This is a genomic window from Proteiniphilum sp. (genome assembly GCF_034331125.1).
GTDB lineage: Bacteria > Bacteroidota > Bacteroidia > Bacteroidales > Dysgonomonadaceae > Proteiniphilum > Proteiniphilum saccharofermentans.
In genome coordinates, this window is the sequence record NZ_JAXQGC010000054.1 from 12,705 (window position 1) to 32,937 (window position 20,233).

Below are 20,233 nucleotides of genomic sequence, written 5' to 3' on the forward strand. Positions count from 1 at the left end.
CTCCATTTCCTTTTGGGGCAAGGTTATGCTCTACCAACTGAGCTACTTTCGCAATAATATTCAAAATTTTCTCCAGAATCTCTTTTCCGGTTCCCTTGCCAAGGTTAGTCTCCATTTCCTTTTGGGGCAAGGTTATGCTCTACCAACTGAGCTACTTTCGCAATTGCAGTGCAAAGATACCTTTTTGTTTCGTCTCTACAAAATATCAGAGGGGAAAATTAACCAAATAGACTGCATATTTTTTCCAGATAGAAGGCATCGATTTCGTCGAAATGATCGGGCCGGTCACTGTCCACATCCAATACTGCTGTAACAGAATCACCTTTCTTTACAGGAATGACGATCTCTGAACGGGACAAACTGCTACAAGCAATATGGCCGGGGAACTTATCGACATCGGGGACAATAAGGGTACGCCCCTCTTTCCAGGCAGTGCCACAAACTCCTTTACCATACATGATACGGGTACACGCCGGAGGCCCCTGGAAAGGGCCGAGAACCAATTTATCATCCACTACACGGTAAAAACCAACCCAGAAGAAGCCAAAGGCTTCCTTGAGTGCGGAGGTGATATTAGCCATATTGGCAATAAGGTCGGATTCTCCATCTGTCAATGCCTGCAACTGGGGGTATAACGCTTTATATACTTCCTCTTTGGATACCCCGTGCGGGATGTGTAAATCTTCTGCCATAACCTCTATTCTATCCCTGTGAAAAAATCGCGCTGCCAGGTAGGCAACGCGATTCAAAAACGTATATTTAGAAAAAAAACTTATCGTGCCTGTTCCTGTGCTTCGCGGATCATCTTGGCATTAGGAAGAATATACACTTCCACACGGCGATTTTGTGCGCGACCGTCCACCGTATTGTTGTCGGCCACAGGCTGTGTGGAACCGAATCCTTCAGATGCCATACGTGCACCGGAAACCCCTTTAGATACGAGATAATTATATACCGATTCGGCACGACGTTGTGACAACGGATTGTTGATAGCGTCACTACCTGTACTGTCGGTATGGCCATATATTTTCACATCGGTATCAGGGTTGTTTTGGAGTGAAGTGGCAAACTTATCGAGTGAGGCACGTGAAGCAGTATTCAGGGTGCTTGAATTGGTGGCAAAAAGGATACCTGATTCAAAAGTAACTTTGATAGCTTCCCCCTCATTGACTTTCTCTACCTGGGCTCCTTCGATCTGCTCAAGTTCGGCAGCCTGCTTATCCATCTTGTTACCAATAATAGCTCCGGCAGTACCTCCCAGCACAGCCCCTATACCGGCACCCCAGGCAGCACCCTTACCTCCTCCGGCAATGGCTCCAACTCCGGCTCCGACAGCTGCACCGGCACCTGCGCCGAGACCTCCGCCTTTCACCGTATTGCTTGCTCCACAACCCGATAACACCAATGCGCCTCCCAAGAGGGCGATGGCAAATAATTTTGAAAATTGTTTCATAGTTCGTCGTTTTTAATTAAATCTTTGAATTTTAAATCTTTAAATCTTAAACGTTTATTTGGTCAATCGAACAAATTGAGTGTATCGCAATAAGCTAACTCTCCCGCCACGATGGCTTCGATCTGTTCGTCAGTGTAATCTCGTCCCAATATCTCTTTGTTTTTCCGGGCATTCCGGCCGATATATTCCAGTAGTTCATCCTCATTGATTTCGACTTCGGAATCATCGTCGTCATTCTCATCGAGATATCCCTTTTCTTCGTAGAAGTCATAAATAAGATCTACAATGTAATTGATCTCGTCATCCGAGAACTCGTCCTGCATCTCTTCCGGCAGGTTCTCCCGTATAAAACGCAGAGAATCGTCCTCGTCATACTCAAGTACTTTACCTTCTTGACTCATGTGAATATGTATTTTAAAGTAAACGTCGCTTTACTTATTTAAGAACAAAGATGAGAAAAATAAGTTCAACAAATTGTTAAAAATTCCTCTTTCAATGTATATGTGGTTTTTCTCTACAAGGAACAGAAAAAATCCCCGGACAACAGTAGGAAACATTATCCGGAGATTTCTTATTTAACGGCGGGCATTGCGTTTAGCATTCTCCTTGGCTTGCTCACGAGCCATCTTCTCCTGCATCTTTTGAGCCTCTTCCAGTCGCGCCATGAAACCCGATTTCTTTTTGGGTTTCTTCTTATTTGCTTCTAACTGTGCCAGGATCTTATTTTCGTCGATCACTTGCTTCATGATAAGAGTAAGCCCAATCGTGATCAGCGTGGAAAGGAAATAATAATAGTTCAATCCGGCCGGATAAGAGTTAAGGAAGAAGAACATGAATACCGACATAAAGATTGGCATATACTTCATACCCGGCATCGCCTGCGAACCGGTATCGGTCATCGACATGTTATACTTGGTGTAGAAGACGTTGACTACCGTCATCAGCAAACAGAATATACTGATATGGTTACCTAGGAAACGGGTGATCAGTGGAATATTGCCACTCCATGATATAAGGGAGTCGTAGGTGGACAGGTCATCCGCCCAAAGGAAACCCTGCTGACGCAATTCGATAGCAGCCGGGAAGAAAAAGAAGAGAGCCAGCAATACAGGCATTTGTATCAACATGGGTAAACAACCGCTCATAGGATTAACTCCTGCTTTGTTATAAAGCTCCATAGTAGCCTGTTGCCGCTTCATCATCATCTCCTGGTCATTACCGGGATATTTCTTTTCAAACTCCTGTATCTGCGGACGTAATACCCTCATTTTTGCCGATGACATAAACGATTTATAAGTAAGCGGCAGGGTGATCAACTTCACCATCAGAGTAAGGATGAGGATAATAAGGCCCATTCCCCAGTTGAGGGAGAGGAAGAAGTTGAAGACCGGGATCACAAACCATTTGTTAACCCAACTCAACCAGCGGTAACCAAGGTATACGTTCTCTTCGAGCTGCAACTTATCGACACTGTTGGCTACATCCTTATCGTAAGCTTTAAGCGTATTGTAATGTACCGGACCGAAATAATAGTTGAAACCGGCAGTAATCAGGTCGCTGTCAGGACTAATCACCGCAGGGACCCACCCTTCGGCCTTATACTGTTTCGTATAATCAGGGTTGTTAAGCACTTCAGAATTGAGTATGGTGTTACTGAAGGGCTGCTTACCGATAATGATGGAGGTAAAATATTGATCTTTGAAAGAGAACCATTTGAGCGGTTCTGAGAGTTCCTTTCGATCGTTCTTGGATTCACTCATCTTCTGTACATCCTGTTTGTCATATTTATAGTGGATACGAGTGAAACGATTCTCGAAGGTGCGTCCCTTCTCCTGTTGACGGATCTTCTGCTCCCAGTTCATACGGAAATTGGTGAGGCTTTCCGGGTGAAGACCATTCTTCATACCAGCCAGACGCACCTCGAAATCCATCATGTATTCATCGGCCGGGAGTGTATATACAAAATCGATATATTGGCCGGGACTTTGTTGCAGGCGCATAGTGACAGAATGGCCGTCACTACCTGGAACAGGAGTAAAAACCAAGTCTTCAGTAGAGAGATGGACACTGTTACGATTAAACAGGTTGAGATTAAAGCGCGCTTCGTCAGGGCCATCGAACAATAAGAGATTTTCTCCCGTATGGTGAAGATACTCCTTCAATTGTACGGACCGGATAGAACCACCACGGGTACTGAGGAGAATACGTATTTTTTCGTTCTCCAGGACGACAGTTTCCTCCTGGATCGAAGATGGAACGACCGCTTCTGTCGCTAAAGACAGGGCAGTAGTATCGGTGGGTGATGCAGGTGCACCTGCATTGAAAAAATCGGCGACAGCATTACTTCCTGCACCAGGCAGGGTCGAGTCAGTCTCTCCACCGGCTTTTTGCAGGGCTTCGAGTTGCGCACGTTCTATTTCCACCATTGCAATGGAGTCGCGCATGCGCTGCTGTGCCTCAATCTGCTCACGATCAGGCCTGTTATAAATAGTAAAAGCTATGATGATGGCTGTGATAAGCAGCAATCCTGTGACTGTATTTTTATCCATTATCAGTTTTTATTTTTTACTTGCATCGTGCAATTCCGCCGCAGCTTGCATAAAACTCATGAAAAGCGGGTTAGGTGAAATAACGGTGCTATTATATTCGGGATGGAACTGGGTACCGAGATACCAGCGAAGATGAGGCACCTCTACCACTTCCACCAGTTCAGAATCGGGATTGATACCGGTACATTTCATACCACCGGCTTCAAACCGGTCTTTATATAAATTATTAAATTCATAACGATGGCGATGGCGTTCACTCACTTTGGTTTTTCCATATGCCTTGTATGCCAGCGATCCTTTTTTAATAACACAATCGTAAGCCCCAAGGCGCATGGATGCCCCCATATTTGTGATATGCTTCTGCTCTTCCATCAGGTCGATGACCTTGTCGGCTGCCTTGGGATCGAATTCGGAAGAATTGGCCTCCGGAATATCCAGGATGGAACGGGCATACTCAATGACCATACATTGCATGCCAAGGCATATCCCGAAGGTAGGGATGTCATTTTTACGTGCGTAACCCAATGCCAGGTATTTTCCCTCGATACCCCGTTGTCCGAAGCCGGGAGCGATAACAATACCATCGGCATCCTTCAGTGTTTCCTCAACGTTCTCTTCAGTGATCTTTTCCGAATGGCAGAGATCCAGCTTTAGCTTCCTGTCGTTATAGATAGCCGCCTGGGAAAGCGCTTCATTGATCGATTTATAGGCATCCGGTAATTCGGCATATTTTCCTACCAATTTAATACAGACCTCCTTCCTGGCATCCTTGCGTTTCTGAAGGAAGGCTTTCCATGCATCCAGGTTGGCGTTCCCTTCAACAGGCATATTCATTTTACGCAATACCACTTCATCCATGCCCTGCTTCTGCATCATGACAGGAACCTCATAGATAGTGGAGACATCAACCGATTGCATCACAGCACCCTGTTCCACATTACAAAAAAGGGCGACCTTATCAAGAATATCCTTGTTGAGATTACGATCTGTCCGGAGCACCAGCATATCGGGTTGAATACCGAGCGACTGCAACTCCTTGACGGAGTGCTGTGTAGGTTTGGTCTTCACTTCACCTGCTGCAGCGATATAGGGTACGTAAGTGAGATGGAGGCAGAAACAGTTACGTCCGAGTTCCCAACGAAGCTGACGTACCGCCTCCAGGAATGGAGTAGATTCGATATCTCCTACTGTCCCCCCTATTTCGGTAATGACAAAATCAAACTTACTCTTAACTCCAAGAGATTTTACATTGCGCTTGATCTCGTCAGTAATGTGAGGAATTACCTGTACCGTCTTGCCGAGATAGTCACCACGACGTTCTTTCTGGATCACATTCTGATAGATACGCCCGGTAGTAATATTATTTCCCTTTGCGGTCTGTATGTTAAGAAAACGTTCGTAGTGTCCCAGGTCGAGGTCGGCCTCATGTCCGTCCACAGTGACATAACACTCGCCATGCTCATAGGGATTGAGAGTTCCGGGATCGACATTGATATATGGATCGAACTTCTGGATAGTGACTTTATAGCCTCTTGCCTGTAATAATTTACCAAGTGATGCCGCAATGATTCCTTTTCCCAAAGAGGAAACCACACCGCCTGTAACAAAAATATACTTTGTATCGGCCACGATTGTGAATTATTTAACGTGAATGAATTTTTGAAGTTGCAAAGGTAGTAAAAAAATGAGAATAATGTGCCAATATGCCAATGAGAATAATATGGGAAAAGGATAATGCGCTTCACACGATAGTGTAAAAGGAGACCGGGAGACTGGGGAGGTAATTGGTAATTGGTAATTGGTAATTACATTTCAAGTAGGGATGCGTTTTCACAACGCATGATCTTGCCGGGGAAGGCCTGCACGATGGAGTAGTTGTGTGTGGACATGATCACGGCAGTACCCCGGCTGGATATTTCCTGCAGGAGGGCGACGATCTGGCTTCCGGTTTCGGGGTCGAGATTACCTGTCGGTTCATCGGCCAGTATGAGGGCAGGAGAATTAAGCAAGGCACGGGCAATCACCACCCTTTGCTGTTCCCCACCCGATAGTTCATGAGGCATCTTATAGGTCTTATTCTGCATGCCGACCTGTACCAGGACCTCATTGATCCGGTCCCTGATCTCACGGCCGTTTTTCCATCCGGTAGCACGCAGCACAAACTCGAGATTCTTCTCGACGGTACGATCGATAAGCAACTGAAAATCCTGAAAAACAATTCCTATCTTCCTACGAAGAAAAGGAACCAGCCGGCGTTTGATACCGGCCAGTTCATAATCGAATACCCGGGCACTCCCCTCTTCGATGGGAAGCTCGGCATACATACTTTTCATCAGGGTGCTTTTTCCGGAACCGACCTTGCCGATGATATAGAGGAAATCGCCGCGATTGACAGTAAGATTGACATTGCGAAGGATAATATTTTCCTCACGGTTGAGTTGTACATTGGAATAATTAACAAGTTGTTCCTGCACCATTGTTTTTTATTTAATGAATTGAATAGTAAACGGATATTTCCAGTACTCTCCGTTATTGGCTTTGACAGTAGCAATCACTACAAAAACGGCGTAAAGTAGACCCAATACGACAGCCACAGGGATACCGATCACAGTGATACAGAGTACGACGGCATAAATAGCGTAACTGATCATACAATTGAGAATATTCTTACCATGCTTATCAACATTGGCATTGGTATCTTTGTTGGTAGTCCACATCAGGATAGGAATTATGAAACCGGCCAACGGAACGATAGCTCCTGCAAATTGAGTAAGGTGCATAAGCATCAGATAAGTGTTTTCCTCGAGCCCAAACAAAGGCTTCTTACCGGCATTACTCAAGGTATTTTCCTGATCATTGAGAATTTTTTCTTTCTCGCGTTGATATTCCTCTTCGGAAATACTCCCTTTTTCCCGTAACTCATCGAGAATTTTTAAATCTTCGTATTTCATACAATAAACAAATTAAAAGTGAAAAGTGAAAAGTGAATAATGAAAGTATCCGGCTCAGGAGCCGAGCAGTAATGAGTCGATGGTCTCTACCATTCGTTCAAATTCTTCTTCTTCGAACAGACGCGTAAGCATCACAATTTTCCCTTCCCGGTCAATAATGATATTACGGGTAATACCAGCCTTCTTTTCGGCATATAAACCAAAGATACCGGCATCAGGATCCAAACCTATGGGATAGGTCACTCCGGTGGCCTCAATGAGTTCCTGAATTTTCTCTACCGGCTCTTCACGATCGATCCCATACAGCGCAAACTCCGGATTATTTTTATGACGCTGCCAGATACGCGATTCAATATGGGGCATTTCCTTACGGCATACACCACACCAACTGGCGGTAAATTGCAACATCACCACTTTCCCCCGCAGAGAGGAGAGTGTGACATGACTACCGTCGGGCAGTTCCATTGTAAAATCGGGAGCCTGGTCGCCCACTTTCACCAAAAACTGCCGATCACCGTCACTAAGTGGTTCCTGTGCCACAGCAGCAGAATCGGATGGTGTGTCGGATACTGCGGATCTTTTTTCGGAAGAAGCGGTACATGATATCAGCAATCCAGCTGCCAGAAAACTATAGAGTATAAAAAATTTACGCATATTAATCATTATTAATTCAGAACTTGGAACTTGGAACTTGGAACTTAGAACTTAGAATTTAGAACTTAGAATTTAGAACTTAGAATTTAGAACTTAGAATTTAGAATTTAGAATTTAGAATTTGGAATTTGGAACTAAAGTTCAAGACCAAGACAATTTAGTTATACTTTCGGATATTATAACCTTTTTAAACATGTTCGACTTTACAAAGATATATTTTTTTCCGAATATCGTCGTTTTTTGAGGGAAATAATTACTATTACTGTCGCGACCAGCGAACCGAGAATATCAGCAATCCAATCAGCCCATTCCGCACTGCGGGATACGAAGAAATATTTCTGCATTAACTCAATACCTCCTCCATAAAGCACGGGAATGAAAAAGCCCCAGAAAATCCATCGTAAAGTGGGCGGGTTTCCCTTGCACAACCTGTAATAATCGATCAACGAGACGGCGGAAAGGACAAAAAACATACCAAAATGCACCAACTTATCCCACGGAAAACCTTCGGGCATACCGGGCATCCGGGAAGATGAAATTAGACAGGTAGCAATAAAAATAAGCAATACTGTAAGTAGAGGCAGGAATAGATAACGGAGCAGGGTCTTCATAAACAAGAATTAATCTGAAAAACTTCAAAGATAACAACAAACCAACTGCTTTTGTTGCGAGACATGCGTAGTTTACATGCAAAATAAAAAACAGACTACAATAAATGGAAGTTATATCCTAATAGAAACATGGATTTATAAACATATAACTAAAACTATATTTCATTTTCATCAAAAATTTGTTCCTTTGCCACTTGAGAAGGAGGGAAAGTTGACATATGATTGGGGGACCGGGGAAAAAGGGAGATGGGAATTCCAAATCCGAGATCCGAGATCACGAATCATGGATGTGAACTGCAAATCAGCGTAGCTGAATTTTGAAAGTAAAAAATGAATCAATTATATTATATGAGAAAAATTATTCTTTGTATGCTGGTGGTTTTTACAACATTGCAAGCGGCAGCGCAGGCGCAGGCACCGGCTGATAATAAAAATCAACGTTATTTCGACATTAATAAGAACATCGACATCTTCAACTCTGTACTGCGTGAACTGGATATGTTTTATGTGGATAGTGTTGAGGTGAACAACTTAGTACAGAACAGTATCCGAAACATGTTAACACGCCTGGATCCCTATACCGAGTATTATGCGGAAGAGAATATGGAAGATCTCCAGTTCATGACGACAGGCGAATATGCAGGTATCGGTGCGATCATATCTTATAATAACGGGCAGGTAGTGATCAATGAGCCCTATGAGGGACTTCCTGCAGATAAAGCAGGCCTGAAGGCAGGCGATGCCATCCTCGAAATTGACGGCAAAGACATGCGGAAATCGACGGTAAAAGAGGTAAGCGACAAATTGAAGGGAACACCGGGTACTTCACTCGAATTGACTATCCGTCGACCGGGTGAAAAAAAGGACCGGAAATTGAAGATAGTGCGCGAAAAGATTGAAGTCGATCCCATTACATACTCGGGAATAACAGACGATAAAATCGGTTATCTTCATTTTGGCAGCTTTACGACAAGAAGTGCTGACCGGGTGAAGAAAACTGTACAGGATTTGAAAGCGAAGGGAGCGACTTCGTTGATTATGGACCTGCGCGGTAACGGGGGAGGTATTCTGGACGAAGCAGTGGATGTAGTAAATCTATTCGTACCGAAGGGAGAAGAAATAGTGTCGACTAAAGGAAAGGTAAAGCAATGGGACAGAACTTACCTGACACGCAATCAGCCATTGGATGAGATTATCCCTATCGTGGTACTGATCGATACCGGCTCGGCCTCTGCCTCGGAGATTGTAGCGGGAGGGCTTCAGGATCTTGACCGCGCGGTGATCGTAGGCAACCGGTCGTTTGGAAAAGGCTTGGTACAAACACCCCGTGACCTGCCTTACGGTGGAAACATCAAGATTACCACCTCAAAATATTATATCCCCAGCGGACGCTGTATCCAGGCGCTGGACTACTCACATCGTAACCCTGACGGAAGTGTGGCGCGGGTACCCGACTCACTGACAAATGTATTTAAAACCCGTAACGGACGTGAAGTACGCGACGGCGGTGGAATTACGCCTGATATCATCATTCCGCAACCTACAGGGGGGACAATCGCATACTACCTGATGGCAGATAATGTCATCTTTGACTATGTAACAGAGTGGGCACAACAACACAAAGAGATTGCCCCACCCCACCGGTTCAGGCTTCCGGAGACTGATTACGAAGCGTTCAAGGAGTTCGTAAAGAAGCGGGATTTCGAATATGACCAATTGAGCGAACGTTCACTGCAACAACTAAAGGCCATGATGGAATTCGAAGGATATATGGATGTAGCCAAAGAAGAATTCGCAGCCTTAGAGGCAAAATTGCATGCCAATCTGGATCGGGACCTGGAACTCTTTAAAGAGGATATTACCAGTATGATCGAATCGGAAATTGTGCAGCGTTTTTACTATAAGAAAGGAGTACTTCTGCATCAATTGTCGGACGACAAAGTATATGACAAGGCAGTGGAGATACTTCGGAACCCGGAGATGTACCGCTCGGTACTTCGGCCGCTACCGGCAAAGGTACCGCCTGCGACAGAAATAAAGGAAAAACCGGAAAATCAGTATTCATGGGAAAGTAAAAAGGTGGAACAGTGGAATGATAGAAAGGTATTTTTAATGTGCTAATCCCGATCTATCGGGAAGTAGTGTCAATGAGGGTAATACGGAAAACGATGATGCCGGTACAGGAAGATTGAGCGGCGCAATAATCACTAAGACTCTTTTGATCGACCACCACTTTTTTCTGCGTGGATGAGGCATGTATAAAAGTGAGTTTTTCACCCTTGTGGAAGACGACACCCATATGGGTGACATCCAACCCTTTAATACCGGTAGTAAAAGCAACCATAGACATATGTGGTATCATAGGGGTTTTTCCGGATATGGAACTCTTGGGCAAATAATAAAAACCATCCCGTTCATTAATCCGATTCTCCATCACTTGCATCTCTTTGAGCATCACATTGTCATTCTTCAATTGCCTGTATGCATCACGATGGGAAGTCATAAAATCAATCGTCTTCTTCTCACAGATACCACCTAATCCGGCGGAAATGTTTTTCATCACCCCTTTCTTCTCATTATCATAGAGCCAATCGGAGGTATAATGAAGTCGGGAAACATATCCCCGAAGGTTACCATCCCGATAGCGGATATATTGCAATTCACTGAGAAAGGTATCAAAATCAGGATTATCCGAACGAGCGGTACGAGCCAATGCAACTACCGATTCAACAAAAGTGGTACAGTCAAACTCACGCAGGTTAACAACCAATTTCTCTTCACCGGGCATCTCCAGTGTATGGGATACATAAGGAGCATTCAAAAAAAAGAGAGCCGTCTTTTCCAGCAGGCTGTCGGCAGGAGCTAAGCGCCAAGGAGCAATATAGCCGATATAACGATCAAATATCTGCCGATCTTCCGGAGTATATACCCTTTCCGGGGAGATCTCAGCGATAACCATGGAGGAAAAAGACACTGCTATTATCACCATAGAAAAGATAACAATCAACCTCTTCATTCTTATTACTACTTTTCATTCACACAGTCTCCCCGGTCACCCGGTCTCTCACCCTCTCCAATCACCCAATCGCCATTCCCCGTTAAAACGGGGCTGTTGCTTTCGAGAGCAGATAAGCATCCAGAAGCGTAATGGCGGCCATGGCTTCCACAATGGGTACTGCACGGGGCAACACACAAGGATCATGTCGTCCACGGGCTTTAATGATCGTATCATTGCCATGCATATCTACTGTCTGTTGCTCCCGGAGGATAGTAGAAACCGGTTTAAAAGCCACCCGAAAATAGATATCCTGCCCATTGGAAATGCCGGCCTGAATCCCTCCGGAATTATTAGTGCGGGTATTCACCCTGCCATTGTCGTTATAGAAAGAGTCGTTCACTTCTGAACCGCGGGCAGCTACGCTAAATCCGGAACCATATTCGAAACCTTTTACGGCATTGATACTCAACATAGCGGAGCCTAACATGGCGTGAAGTTTACCAAAAACAGGTTCTCCCAAACCTACCGGTGTACCTTTGACGACACAGGTGATAGTACCGCCGATAGTATCTCCCTGATAGCGTACCTCCTGAATCAATTTGATCATCTGTTCCGCTATATCGGGATCGGGACAACGGACAAAATTATCTTCCGTACGTGAAAGGTCGTATATCCTGTAATCATTCTCCAATGCAATATCACCCACCTGTGAAGTATAGGCTGTAATGTCTATATTGAGACGACGGAGGTAAAGTTTTGCCACAGCACCGCCCACCACACGGGCTATGGTTTCCCGTGCGGACGACCGTCCCCCACCCCGGTAATCACGGATACCATATTTCTGCTGATAGGTGAAATCGGCATGCGAAGGGCGAAAAGCCTCTTTGATGTTATCGTAATCGGACGACTGCTGATTCTCGTTCCTCACGATGAAACCAATAGGAGCGCCGGTAGTTTTATTTTCAAATACTCCCGAAAGAAATTCCACTTTATCGGCTTCCTTACGGGGAGTAGTGATACGGGACTGGCCGGGGCGGCGCCTGTCGAGCTCCGACTGTATAAAATCCATATCGAGTTCCAACCCCGGGGGGCAGCCATCTATAACACCTCCCACAGCTGTACCATGCGATTCTCCGAATGATGTCAACCTGAATATTGTTCCGAATGTATTCATTTTAGGAATTACTAATTACTAATTACAAATTACCAATAGTCGTGCACAGTATATTAAAGTATTATACCTTATCAAGGAGCAGCACCAAATCCATCCTGATTACGGACAGGCGTTATCAGTGAGGCATTGGTCATATCGTTATGATAATCTTCTACGGAAGTTGATTGTACCGGGTAAAGCAACATAAAATTGGTATCTTTAAAATGCTTGTTGATATAATCGGGGATATTACGCATGACAGGGTCGTAAGATATCTTCCGCTGGCGGCTCATCACAATAACCAATCCATCATTTTTCCCGACCTCTTTTGCCAGTTTAACAAACTCTCTCCAATCACTAAATTCATTGAATTCCGCATCTATAGGATGTATCTTGTGTACATAGCGAAGGGTATCGAGTATCTCATTGGCAGCATAGAAACTTAGCTTCCCGCCTGAGTTACGACCTAAATTCCATATTTTGGATAACCAGAGTGAGAAACCGACCTCTCTATCGGCATTGGGTGGAATGATAACCAGCCTGCGTTTAATCGTACCCAATGGTTGTATGGCCTTATATACGAAAAGAGTAGACTGGCACTTATTAAGTACCCCCTCCACAAGATTTCCAAGAAAAGACTCCGATATCTGCTGTTTTACGTGAAGCCCCATCACAATATCGGTGATAGCATATTTCTTCACTACTCCAAGGATTCCATTGAGTACGTTCATATCGTAACGTTGCAGAGGCTGGATGGCTGTGTCGGCACCGGCACCCAGCATAACAGCCTCTTCAAGTAATTTTTCCGAAGCTTTCTCCGTCTCAGAGGTAGCCTCAGTACTCTTGATGATATTGAGCGCATAGACGTTGTCTACATTAGCCTTGGACTTAATGGTCAGGCTAAGATCGATCAAGTCTCTGAGCGTATCTTTATTGGCGATAGGAATAAGGATGCGCTCATCCGGATTCCCTTCTTCCTCTTTTACCATCCCTTCTGAGAGAGATATTTCCACTGCCCCTTTTTGTGCACGGAAAGAGGCAACGGTGCATGTGACAAGGATCATGACAATAGTGCCGTTGAGGATGCTGTCATCGAGTAACCCCACTCTGTGTCCCACCATTATCGCAGCCAATGTGGCAGCCGCCTGGGCGTTGCTGAGTCCGAAGATAAGCATACGTTCGGCTTTGGTATAGCCGTAAATCTTTTGTGTAGCCCATGCGGCCAGGAACTTGGCAAGAATGGCCACCACTGTCATTACCACTGCCACTTTAAGAGTTTCGAATCCGGTGATAAAGGCCTGGTAATCAATAAGCATTCCCACACTGATAAGGAATATGGGAATAAAGATGGCATTTCCCACGAAGCCGATCCTGTTCATCAATGAAGAAACATGAGGGATAAGCCTGTTCATGGAAAGCCCGGCGAGGAAAGCCCCGATAATCGCCTCAATTCCGGCCAGTTCGGCAAGGAATCCGCCAAGGAATATCATCGTCAACACAAAGATAAATTGCGACGTGCTGTCATGAAATTTCTTGAAGAACCATCTTCCGACAACGGGAAAAAGAAAAACAACGACCAGTGAAAAAAGGATCAACGAGAGGGTCATCTGCGTCCAGAAGGCCGGGGTAACCTGTCCCTCGTTCATGCTGACGATGATGGCCAGTACCAGCAGCGCCAGCGTATCGGTGATCATTGTCCCCCCCACCGCAACAGTAACGGCCCTGTTCTTTCCCGCTCCCAGCTTACTGATGATGGGATACGCCACCAACGTATGGGAAGCGAACATACTTGCCAGCAGTATGGATGAGATAAGTGTGAGGTTGAGCAGGTAGAGGCCGGCAAACGTACCGATGATCATAGGAATAGAGAAAGTGAGCATTCCGAATACCAGGCTTTTTGCACTGTTCTTCCTGAACTCAGCCACATCAATCTCTATACCTGCAAGGAACATGATATAGAGCAACCCGGCGTTCCCCAGCATGATCATATTGCTGTCGCGCAACATCAAACCGACACCGTAAGGACCTATCACAGCCCCAGCAATAATAAGACCTATCAGTGACGGTATTCTGATCTTGTTGAAAATTATAGGTGCCAACAATACGATGACGAACAGGATCAGAAACTGCACCGTAGGATTACTGATGGGTAAAGATAAATCTAATGATAATAACATCATCGTCAACAGCTACCACAACCGCCGGAACCACAGCCGCAACCACCCGACATACTTTCGTCGGAAGAACCGCAACCGCATCCGCCTTCTTCACCCGATCCGCAACCGCCGGAACCACAGCCACAACCACCGGAAAAGAGGGCCGCGATTTCTTCGACAGAGGCTTCCCTCACCCCCATCACCGTTCCTTCGAAATGCATGATTTCTCCTGCCAGCGGATGGTTAAAATCCATAGTGACCACTTCGTCACCGATAGAAACGACGGATCCCATAAGCCGGTTACCGGAAGAATCCATCATTGGAAGGGTATTCCCTTCAAAAAGCACTTCCCCATCGATTTTCCCATCGATCTCGAAAATATTTTTGGGCAGTTCTAGTACCTTAGTGTCGTCGTAATCACCATAAGCCTCTTCCGGGGTAAGCCGGAAAGAGAATTTATCTCCTTGCGAAAGCCCCCTGAGTTGATTCTCGAATGCTTCGAGCATGGAATTGGTACCGAAAATAAATTCCAACGGTTGTTGGGCAGTTGCCCGCTCCATCAATTCCCGCTCTTCACCTTCGCCTACATTCAGGTCATAGGTAACTGTAACGTATTTATTGTCTGAGATTTGCATTGTTCCTTTATTTTAATATTTAATGATTTAATGATTTAATGATTTAGCTTCGCTGATTTTTAATTGACCACGTCGATTTTGGCTCTGCCGAACGTTGTTTCAATTCAAGACTTGATCCATCTATACTATACAATTAACTAACAACTGAGTGGCATCGATGTTTAGGGGTGTACTGCTTTTTTTAAATTATTTAATCCCTTTTCGAGTAAGGTGCGTGGACACCCTACATTAAGCCGCATGAAACCCTCACCGCCGGGACCGAACATAGTACCGTCGTTCAACGCCAGATGAGCTTTTTCTATAAAGAGTTTTACAAGTTCCCGTTGAGTCAGGTTAAGCGCACGACAGTCGAGCCATATCAGGAAAGAGGCCTCAGGCAGGATGGCTTTTATTTCAGGGATATTCTCTTTGAGATACTCATCCACAAAATCAATATTGGCCTGCACATAAGCCAACATCTGGTCAAGCCACTCCTCGCATTCGTCATAAGCCGCACGCGTAGCAGTAAAAGCAAAGATGGTTCCCTGTTGCAATTCACGTGGTTCGAGGTAAGCAAGATATCTTCTCCTTATCTCCCCATTGGGGATGACCGCGAATGAGCTGACAATTCCGGCAATATTGAAGGTTTTGCTGGGTGCCATAAGGGTAAGTGAAATCTCTTCCGCTTTCGGAGATACTGATGCGAAAGGAGTATGCCGATAACCTTTCAAAGCCATATCTGCATGGATCTCATCTGAGACGACCAGTATATTGTTTTCGTGGCAGATGTCAGCCAGTTCACTCAATTCTTCGGGAAACCAGGCTCTACCACCGGGATTATGGGGATTACAAAGAATCAGCATCTTGCAGTCGCCATCTGAAGCGATCTTACGCAAGCCTTCGAAATCCATCTTGTACTGCCCATTTTCGAGGATAAGCGGATTGTTGACCACCTCACGTCCGAGTGATGAGGTGACGATACGGAACGGATGATATACAGGCGGTTGGATGATCACTTTATCCCCCTTGTCCGTAAATTCGTCGATGGCAAAGGCAAATCCTTTGACTACACCGGGTACAAAGTTGATATGTTCTCCTTTTATATGCCAATGGTGACGTCTTTCGAGCCAATTGACAATGGAAGAGATATATTCTCCAGAAGGGAGGGTATAACCAAAAACACCATGTTCCACACGTTGTTTCAACGCTTCTATAATTGCCGGCGGGGACTTGAATTCCATATCTGCTACCCATAGCGGGATAAGATCCTCATGTCCGAATACAGGTTTTAACTTCTCCAGCTTAACTGCATTGCTGCCCGAACGGTCTACTATTTCATCGAAATTATATTGCATATTTCTATATTTGGGATTTGAGATATCGGATTTGGGATATCGGATTCAAATCATACAAATCATTAAATTTTTAAATCCCTTTTCTTCCCAGTCACCTCGTCTCCCGCTCTCCATTCCATTAATAATACACAGACGGAAGCGAGGGATTGTCACGCACCTTTTTTCCTCCGAAATTGAGAGATTCCACTACAAGTCCGATCATGAACTGATGGGAAACAATCCTGGTAACAAGCTCATTCACGTCTGTATTGTAGTAATCCCCCAAATAGGCGGCACGGAGAGTGATATTATGTACCGGCACATCGACTGAAAAATAGTTGCGCAATGCCTGTTGATTATGAAAAGATCCGAAATGAACGGTTCCTTTATTATTTCCAAGCGTAAATATTTCGTAATAGGAATGTCCATATTCAGGAGAGAAGAACATACCTGCAAAGGGTGTGGAAAGCTGCCACCGGAAGGTAAAGATCTTCCAGTTGTAGATAGCCATAGCCGAAAGGTTGAAGTTGGTTGACACCTTCAATGAACCGGGATTATTGGAATTCCGCACGTTGTAAATGCCGCCCAGTGAGGCTTCCCACCCTCCGCCACCATAGAGCCTTAGATTGGAGCCGGCAAACAGTGGATAAAACCCGGTAAGCCGGTAATCGAGGTCACCGTAATACTCCGAAGCCGAGGCTGTAGGGTTTTTGGTGATCGCTGTCTGTATAAGGAACTGCTGTTGCAAGAGCAGGCAACCATTAAAGTGAGGGGTTCCCTTTATACGGTCATGCATAAGGGATATGCTGATACCACTATACCTAAGAGGCGAAAGATAGGTGTCGTTGAGAAATGCCTTCCCGATACCCAGGAGAGTAGCTTGGTTGACAGGATCTACCGGAAGTATGAGGGAGCGGTTCTCCTGTGAAACCGTCACGCAAAGAACACCGATCCATATACTAAACAGTAGTGCCGTTTTCTTCATTTTGTTTTTATCTGCAGAGTTAAAACAACTTCATCTGGCCGGTGATCTCATCACGTAAATCAGCATCAGAGATATCCTCGTCACCGTTTTCCCCATTTTCTCCATTCTCTTCAGTGATCTCCACTTTCATTGTCTGCTGTGGCTCCTCTTCCGGTTCAGGGAAACGGAGCGGTTCCAATTCTTCCACCTCTGTCACCTCGTAGTTGGAGATACGCTTGCCTTTTGCCTTATAGCTTTTTACACCAATAAATTCTTCCACGTCAATCTCCAGTGGTTCCCGGAAATGGTCATGTCCTCCAAAGACAGCTTTTACCCTGGGGTAAACCGCATCGGTCAGCAAGAACAAGCGGGAGTCGGTGTTATCACCCACGAATCGAAGCGGTTTCTCCGATGGCTCAAAGGTAAACCGTTTCAGGTAAGCATATCCCTGATCAGCATCAAAGAGGGCGGCTGTCCATACTTTATGCTCATCATATTTCCCGATATGGAGTATATTATGTGGAAAATGGTTGGTTAGATCGAAATTACAGATATAATACTCCCCGTCGGTAGTCACTACAAGGATCATATCATCCCCCTGGAATTCACCAAGGAATTTGCCGCTACCTTCGTAGTTGAGGCGGAAGACGTCGGGGTCGAACCACACCTTGCGACCGCCAAGTGTTGACACCCCTTTTTGTTTAAGTTGAATACGATGTACTTCGGCTTTGGTAAGAATATTCCCCATAGCCTGTCTCCCTTTGATCTCGATCTCGCTGAAATCTTTTTCGAACTGGAGAATACGCATACGTGGTTTGGGCTTCAGGATCACTCTGATGGTTTCAGCCTCACCATTGGGATTGACACTGAAGTATGCAATGCGCGAACCCGCTTTTCCCCGGGTAAGGTCATATTCCTTATCACGAGTGATACCGGTAACAGCGAATCGTTTAATGTAATGCGGCGCTTTCTTACCATCACGGTATACCACATTATAGATAGTACGTTTGTCGTTTCTTTTGAAGACACCGGCATACAGGATGCCTTTACCGACGAACATCTTGTCACTGACTTTTACTACCTTATATTTTCCATCCTTGAAAAAGACAATGATATCATCGATATCGGAGCAGTTGCAGACAAACTCGTCCTTTTTCATGCCGGTACCGATAAATCCCTCTTCACGGTTTATATAGAGTTTCTCATTGGCTTCGACCACCTTGGTAGCCTCGATATTTTCAAAACTACGGATGATGGTACGGCGCGGGAAGTTCTTACCATACTTCTCCTTGAGCATCAGGAACCAGGCGATAGTATAATCGACCAAGTGGTTGAGATTATGGTCGATTTCGCCGATCTCTTCTTTCAGTTTGGCAATTAATTCATCCGACTTGTCGGAATTGAATTTGAGGATGCGTCCCATCCTGATCTCCATCAGCCTGAGAATATCATCCCGGGTGATCTCACGCAAAAAAGAAGGCTTATAGGGTTCGAGACGTTGATCGATATGCATTACGGCAATATCCATATTTTTAGCATTCTCGAACTCTTTATCTTTATAGATACGCTCTTCTATAAATATCTTTTCCAGTGATGCAAACAGGAGCGCTTCCTGTTTTTCGCTTTTTTCAATCTCCAGCTCACGACGCAACAGTTCACGGGTAGTATCGACGGACGAGCGTAACACATCGCTTACGGTAAGGAAGTGGGGCCTGTTATCATCAATGACGCAACAGTTGGGAGAAATGCTTATCTCACAATCGGTAAAGGCATAGAGGGCATCTATGGTTTTATCGGAAGAGACGCCGGGTGCCAGTTGCACATGGATCTCCACGTTTTGCGCCGTGATATCGTCCACCTTTTTGATCTTGATCTTTCCCTTTTCGTTGGCCTTGAGGATGGAGTCTACCAGTCCGGCAGTAGTTTTCCCGTAAGGTATATCTTTTATGACTAATGTCTTGTTATCTATCTTGGAGATGGTAGTGCGGATCTTCACTGAACCGCCTCTTTCACCATCGTTATATTTTTCCACATCGATATGTCCCCCGGTCTGGAAATCGGGATAGAGCGTGAATTCCTCCTCCTGTAGATAACTCACGGCTGCGTCGCACACTTCATTAAAGTTGTGGGGCAATATTTTGGAAGAGAGTCCTACAGCAATTCCTTCGGCACCTTGCACCAGAAGAAGTGGAAATTTTGCAGGCAATGTAACCGGCTCTTTATTACGACCGTCATATGACGCTTTCCACTCGGTGGTCTTCGGATCGAAGAGTACTTCAAGGGCAAACTTATTGAGTCGTGCTTCGATATAACGAGGTGCGGCAGCACCGTCACCAGTAAGGATATTCCCCCAGTTACCCTGACAATCTATCAGTAGGTCTTTTTGTCCCAGTTGTACCAGTGCATCCCCGATAGAGGCATCTCCGTGGGGGTGGTACTGCATGGTCGTCCCGATGATATTGGCCACCTTGTTATAACGGCCGTCGTCCATCCGCTTCATGGCGTGCAGGATGCGGCGCTGCACCGGCTTAAGGCCGTCGGAGATGTGCGGCACAGCACGTTCGAGGATCACATAGGAAGCATAATCGAGAAACCAGTTCTGATACATCTTGGAGAGGTTGAGCGAACTGTCGTCGCCCAACCTTACCGGCACCTTGGAGCCGGAGAAGGAATCGGAAGAAGAAAGAGTTTCATCTTCATCCATATTTTCATCTTTCTCTTTTATATCGTCGTCGTTAGGTAATTTGGGAGACATATATTTTGTTTAGAATCAAGAACCATGCATTCCGGAACGTT

Annotated in this window: 17 protein-coding genes; 1 reads left to right on the forward strand and 16 read right to left on the reverse strand. The window is 45.2% G+C overall.

Annotated features, from left to right (window positions below):
- Positions 1-218: 218 nt before the first annotated feature.
- The 9 genes from U2P89_RS13205 to U2P89_RS13245 form a co-directional block, all read right to left on the reverse strand.
- Positions 219-692, reverse strand: coding sequence for a GAF domain-containing protein (locus tag U2P89_RS13205; RefSeq protein ID WP_076930030.1), 474 nt, complete (start codon positions 690-692; stop codon positions 219-221).
- Positions 693-772: 80 nt separating this feature from the next.
- Positions 773-1,453, reverse strand: coding sequence for an OmpA family protein (locus U2P89_RS13210; protein ID WP_076930029.1), 681 nt, complete (start codon positions 1,451-1,453; stop codon positions 773-775).
- A gap of 62 nt (positions 1,454-1,515) precedes the next feature.
- Positions 1,516-1,854, reverse strand: coding sequence for a hypothetical protein (locus U2P89_RS13215; RefSeq protein ID WP_076930027.1), 339 nt, complete (start codon positions 1,852-1,854; stop codon positions 1,516-1,518).
- A 174-nt stretch (positions 1,855-2,028) separates the two neighbouring features.
- A complete protein-coding gene (yidC, locus tag U2P89_RS13220) occupies positions 2,029-4,002 on the reverse strand; it encodes a membrane protein insertase YidC (protein WP_322191614.1) in 1,974 nt (657 codons plus the stop codon).
- 9 nt (positions 4,003-4,011) lie between these two features.
- On the reverse strand, positions 4,012-5,631 hold the full coding sequence (locus U2P89_RS13225) for a CTP synthase (protein ID WP_322191615.1): 1,620 nt from the start codon (positions 5,629-5,631) through the stop codon (positions 4,012-4,014).
- A 176-nt stretch (positions 5,632-5,807) separates the two neighbouring features.
- Positions 5,808-6,479, reverse strand: coding sequence for a cell division ATP-binding protein FtsE (locus tag U2P89_RS13230; protein ID WP_322191616.1), 672 nt, complete (start codon positions 6,477-6,479; stop codon positions 5,808-5,810).
- A 6-nt stretch (positions 6,480-6,485) separates the two neighbouring features.
- The gene (locus tag U2P89_RS13235; RefSeq protein ID WP_313382069.1) at positions 6,486-6,953 is read right to left on the reverse strand and encodes a DUF4870 domain-containing protein; all 468 of its coding nucleotides are present in this window, start codon (positions 6,951-6,953) and stop codon (positions 6,486-6,488) included.
- 54 nt (positions 6,954-7,007) lie between these two features.
- On the reverse strand, positions 7,008-7,607 hold the full coding sequence (locus U2P89_RS13240) for a TlpA disulfide reductase family protein (protein ID WP_313382070.1): 600 nt from the start codon (positions 7,605-7,607) through the stop codon (positions 7,008-7,010).
- 203 nt (positions 7,608-7,810) lie between these two features.
- Positions 7,811-8,218, reverse strand: a complete 408-nt coding sequence (locus tag U2P89_RS13245) for a VanZ family protein (RefSeq protein ID WP_091908831.1) — start codon at positions 8,216-8,218, stop codon at positions 7,811-7,813.
- A 348-nt stretch (positions 8,219-8,566) separates the two neighbouring features.
- Between U2P89_RS13245 and U2P89_RS13250 the strand changes: the two genes are divergently transcribed.
- A complete protein-coding gene (locus U2P89_RS13250; RefSeq protein ID WP_322191617.1) occupies positions 8,567-10,339 on the forward strand; it encodes a S41 family peptidase in 1,773 nt (590 codons plus the stop codon).
- Positions 10,340-10,346: 7 nt separating this feature from the next.
- On the opposite strand, the gene U2P89_RS13255 is transcribed toward U2P89_RS13250, so the two are convergent.
- The 7 genes from U2P89_RS13255 to U2P89_RS13285 all read right to left on the reverse strand — a co-directional run bounded on the left by U2P89_RS13255 (position 10,347) and on the right by U2P89_RS13285 (position 20,192).
- Positions 10,347-11,234: an N-acetylmuramoyl-L-alanine amidase-like domain-containing protein gene (locus tag U2P89_RS13255; RefSeq protein ID WP_322191618.1), complete on the reverse strand. Its 888-nt coding sequence runs from the start codon at positions 11,232-11,234 to the stop codon at positions 10,347-10,349.
- A gap of 82 nt (positions 11,235-11,316) precedes the next feature.
- The gene (gene aroC / locus U2P89_RS13260; protein ID WP_322191619.1) at positions 11,317-12,390 is read right to left on the reverse strand and encodes a chorismate synthase; all 1,074 of its coding nucleotides are present in this window, start codon (positions 12,388-12,390) and stop codon (positions 11,317-11,319) included.
- A gap of 71 nt (positions 12,391-12,461) precedes the next feature.
- Positions 12,462-14,549, reverse strand: coding sequence for a cation:proton antiporter (locus U2P89_RS13265; RefSeq protein WP_313382076.1), 2,088 nt, complete (start codon positions 14,547-14,549; stop codon positions 12,462-12,464).
- A 2-nt stretch (positions 14,550-14,551) separates the two neighbouring features.
- Entirely contained in the window at positions 14,552-15,160 is a 609-nt protein-coding gene (locus tag U2P89_RS13270) for an FKBP-type peptidyl-prolyl cis-trans isomerase (protein ID WP_076930009.1), read from the reverse strand.
- Positions 15,161-15,321: 161 nt separating this feature from the next.
- A complete protein-coding gene (locus U2P89_RS13275; RefSeq protein WP_322191620.1) occupies positions 15,322-16,494 on the reverse strand; it encodes a PatB family C-S lyase in 1,173 nt (390 codons plus the stop codon).
- A gap of 118 nt (positions 16,495-16,612) precedes the next feature.
- Positions 16,613-17,458: a DUF3316 domain-containing protein gene (locus U2P89_RS13280; protein WP_091908850.1), complete on the reverse strand. Its 846-nt coding sequence runs from the start codon at positions 17,456-17,458 to the stop codon at positions 16,613-16,615.
- 19 nt (positions 17,459-17,477) lie between these two features.
- Positions 17,478-20,192: a DNA gyrase/topoisomerase IV subunit A gene (locus U2P89_RS13285; protein ID WP_322191621.1), complete on the reverse strand. Its 2,715-nt coding sequence runs from the start codon at positions 20,190-20,192 to the stop codon at positions 17,478-17,480.
- Positions 20,193-20,233 lie beyond the last annotated feature (41 nt).

Excerpts from the sequence above, each read along its gene's own strand:
- U2P89_RS13205 (WP_076930030.1), bottom strand. The coding sequence starts at position 692 with ATGGCAGAAGATTTACACATCCCGCACGGGGTATCCAAAGAGGAAGTA.
- U2P89_RS13210 (WP_076930029.1), bottom strand. The coding sequence starts at position 1,453 with ATGAAACAATTTTCAAAATTATTTGCCATCGCCCTCTTGGGAGGCGCA.
- U2P89_RS13215 (WP_076930027.1), bottom strand. The coding sequence starts at position 1,854 with ATGAGTCAAGAAGGTAAAGTACTTGAGTATGACGAGGACGATTCTCTG.
- yidC (WP_322191614.1), bottom strand. The coding sequence starts at position 4,002 with ATGGATAAAAATACAGTCACAGGATTGCTGCTTATCACAGCCATCATC.
- U2P89_RS13230 (WP_322191616.1), bottom strand. The coding sequence starts at position 6,479 with ATGGTGCAGGAACAACTTGTTAATTATTCCAATGTACAACTCAACCGT.
- U2P89_RS13235 (WP_313382069.1), bottom strand. The coding sequence starts at position 6,953 with ATGAAATACGAAGATTTAAAAATTCTCGATGAGTTACGGGAAAAAGGG.
- U2P89_RS13240 (WP_313382070.1), bottom strand. The coding sequence starts at position 7,607 with ATGCGTAAATTTTTTATACTCTATAGTTTTCTGGCAGCTGGATTGCTG.
- U2P89_RS13245 (WP_091908831.1), bottom strand. The coding sequence starts at position 8,218 with ATGAAGACCCTGCTCCGTTATCTATTCCTGCCTCTACTTACAGTATTG.
- U2P89_RS13250 (WP_322191617.1), top strand. The coding sequence starts at position 8,567 with ATGAGAAAAATTATTCTTTGTATGCTGGTGGTTTTTACAACATTGCAA.
- U2P89_RS13255 (WP_322191618.1), bottom strand. The coding sequence starts at position 11,234 with ATGAAGAGGTTGATTGTTATCTTTTCTATGGTGATAATAGCAGTGTCT.
- aroC (WP_322191619.1), bottom strand. The coding sequence starts at position 12,390 with ATGAATACATTCGGAACAATATTCAGGTTGACATCATTCGGAGAATCG.
- U2P89_RS13265 (WP_313382076.1), bottom strand. The coding sequence starts at position 14,549 with ATGATGTTATTATCATTAGATTTATCTTTACCCATCAGTAATCCTACG.
- U2P89_RS13270 (WP_076930009.1), bottom strand. The coding sequence starts at position 15,160 with ATGCAAATCTCAGACAATAAATACGTTACAGTTACCTATGACCTGAAT.
- U2P89_RS13275 (WP_322191620.1), bottom strand. The coding sequence starts at position 16,494 with ATGCAATATAATTTCGATGAAATAGTAGACCGTTCGGGCAGCAATGCA.
- U2P89_RS13280 (WP_091908850.1), bottom strand. The coding sequence starts at position 17,458 with ATGAAGAAAACGGCACTACTGTTTAGTATATGGATCGGTGTTCTTTGC.
- U2P89_RS13285 (WP_322191621.1), bottom strand. The coding sequence starts at position 20,192 with ATGTCTCCCAAATTACCTAACGACGACGATATAAAAGAGAAAGATGAA.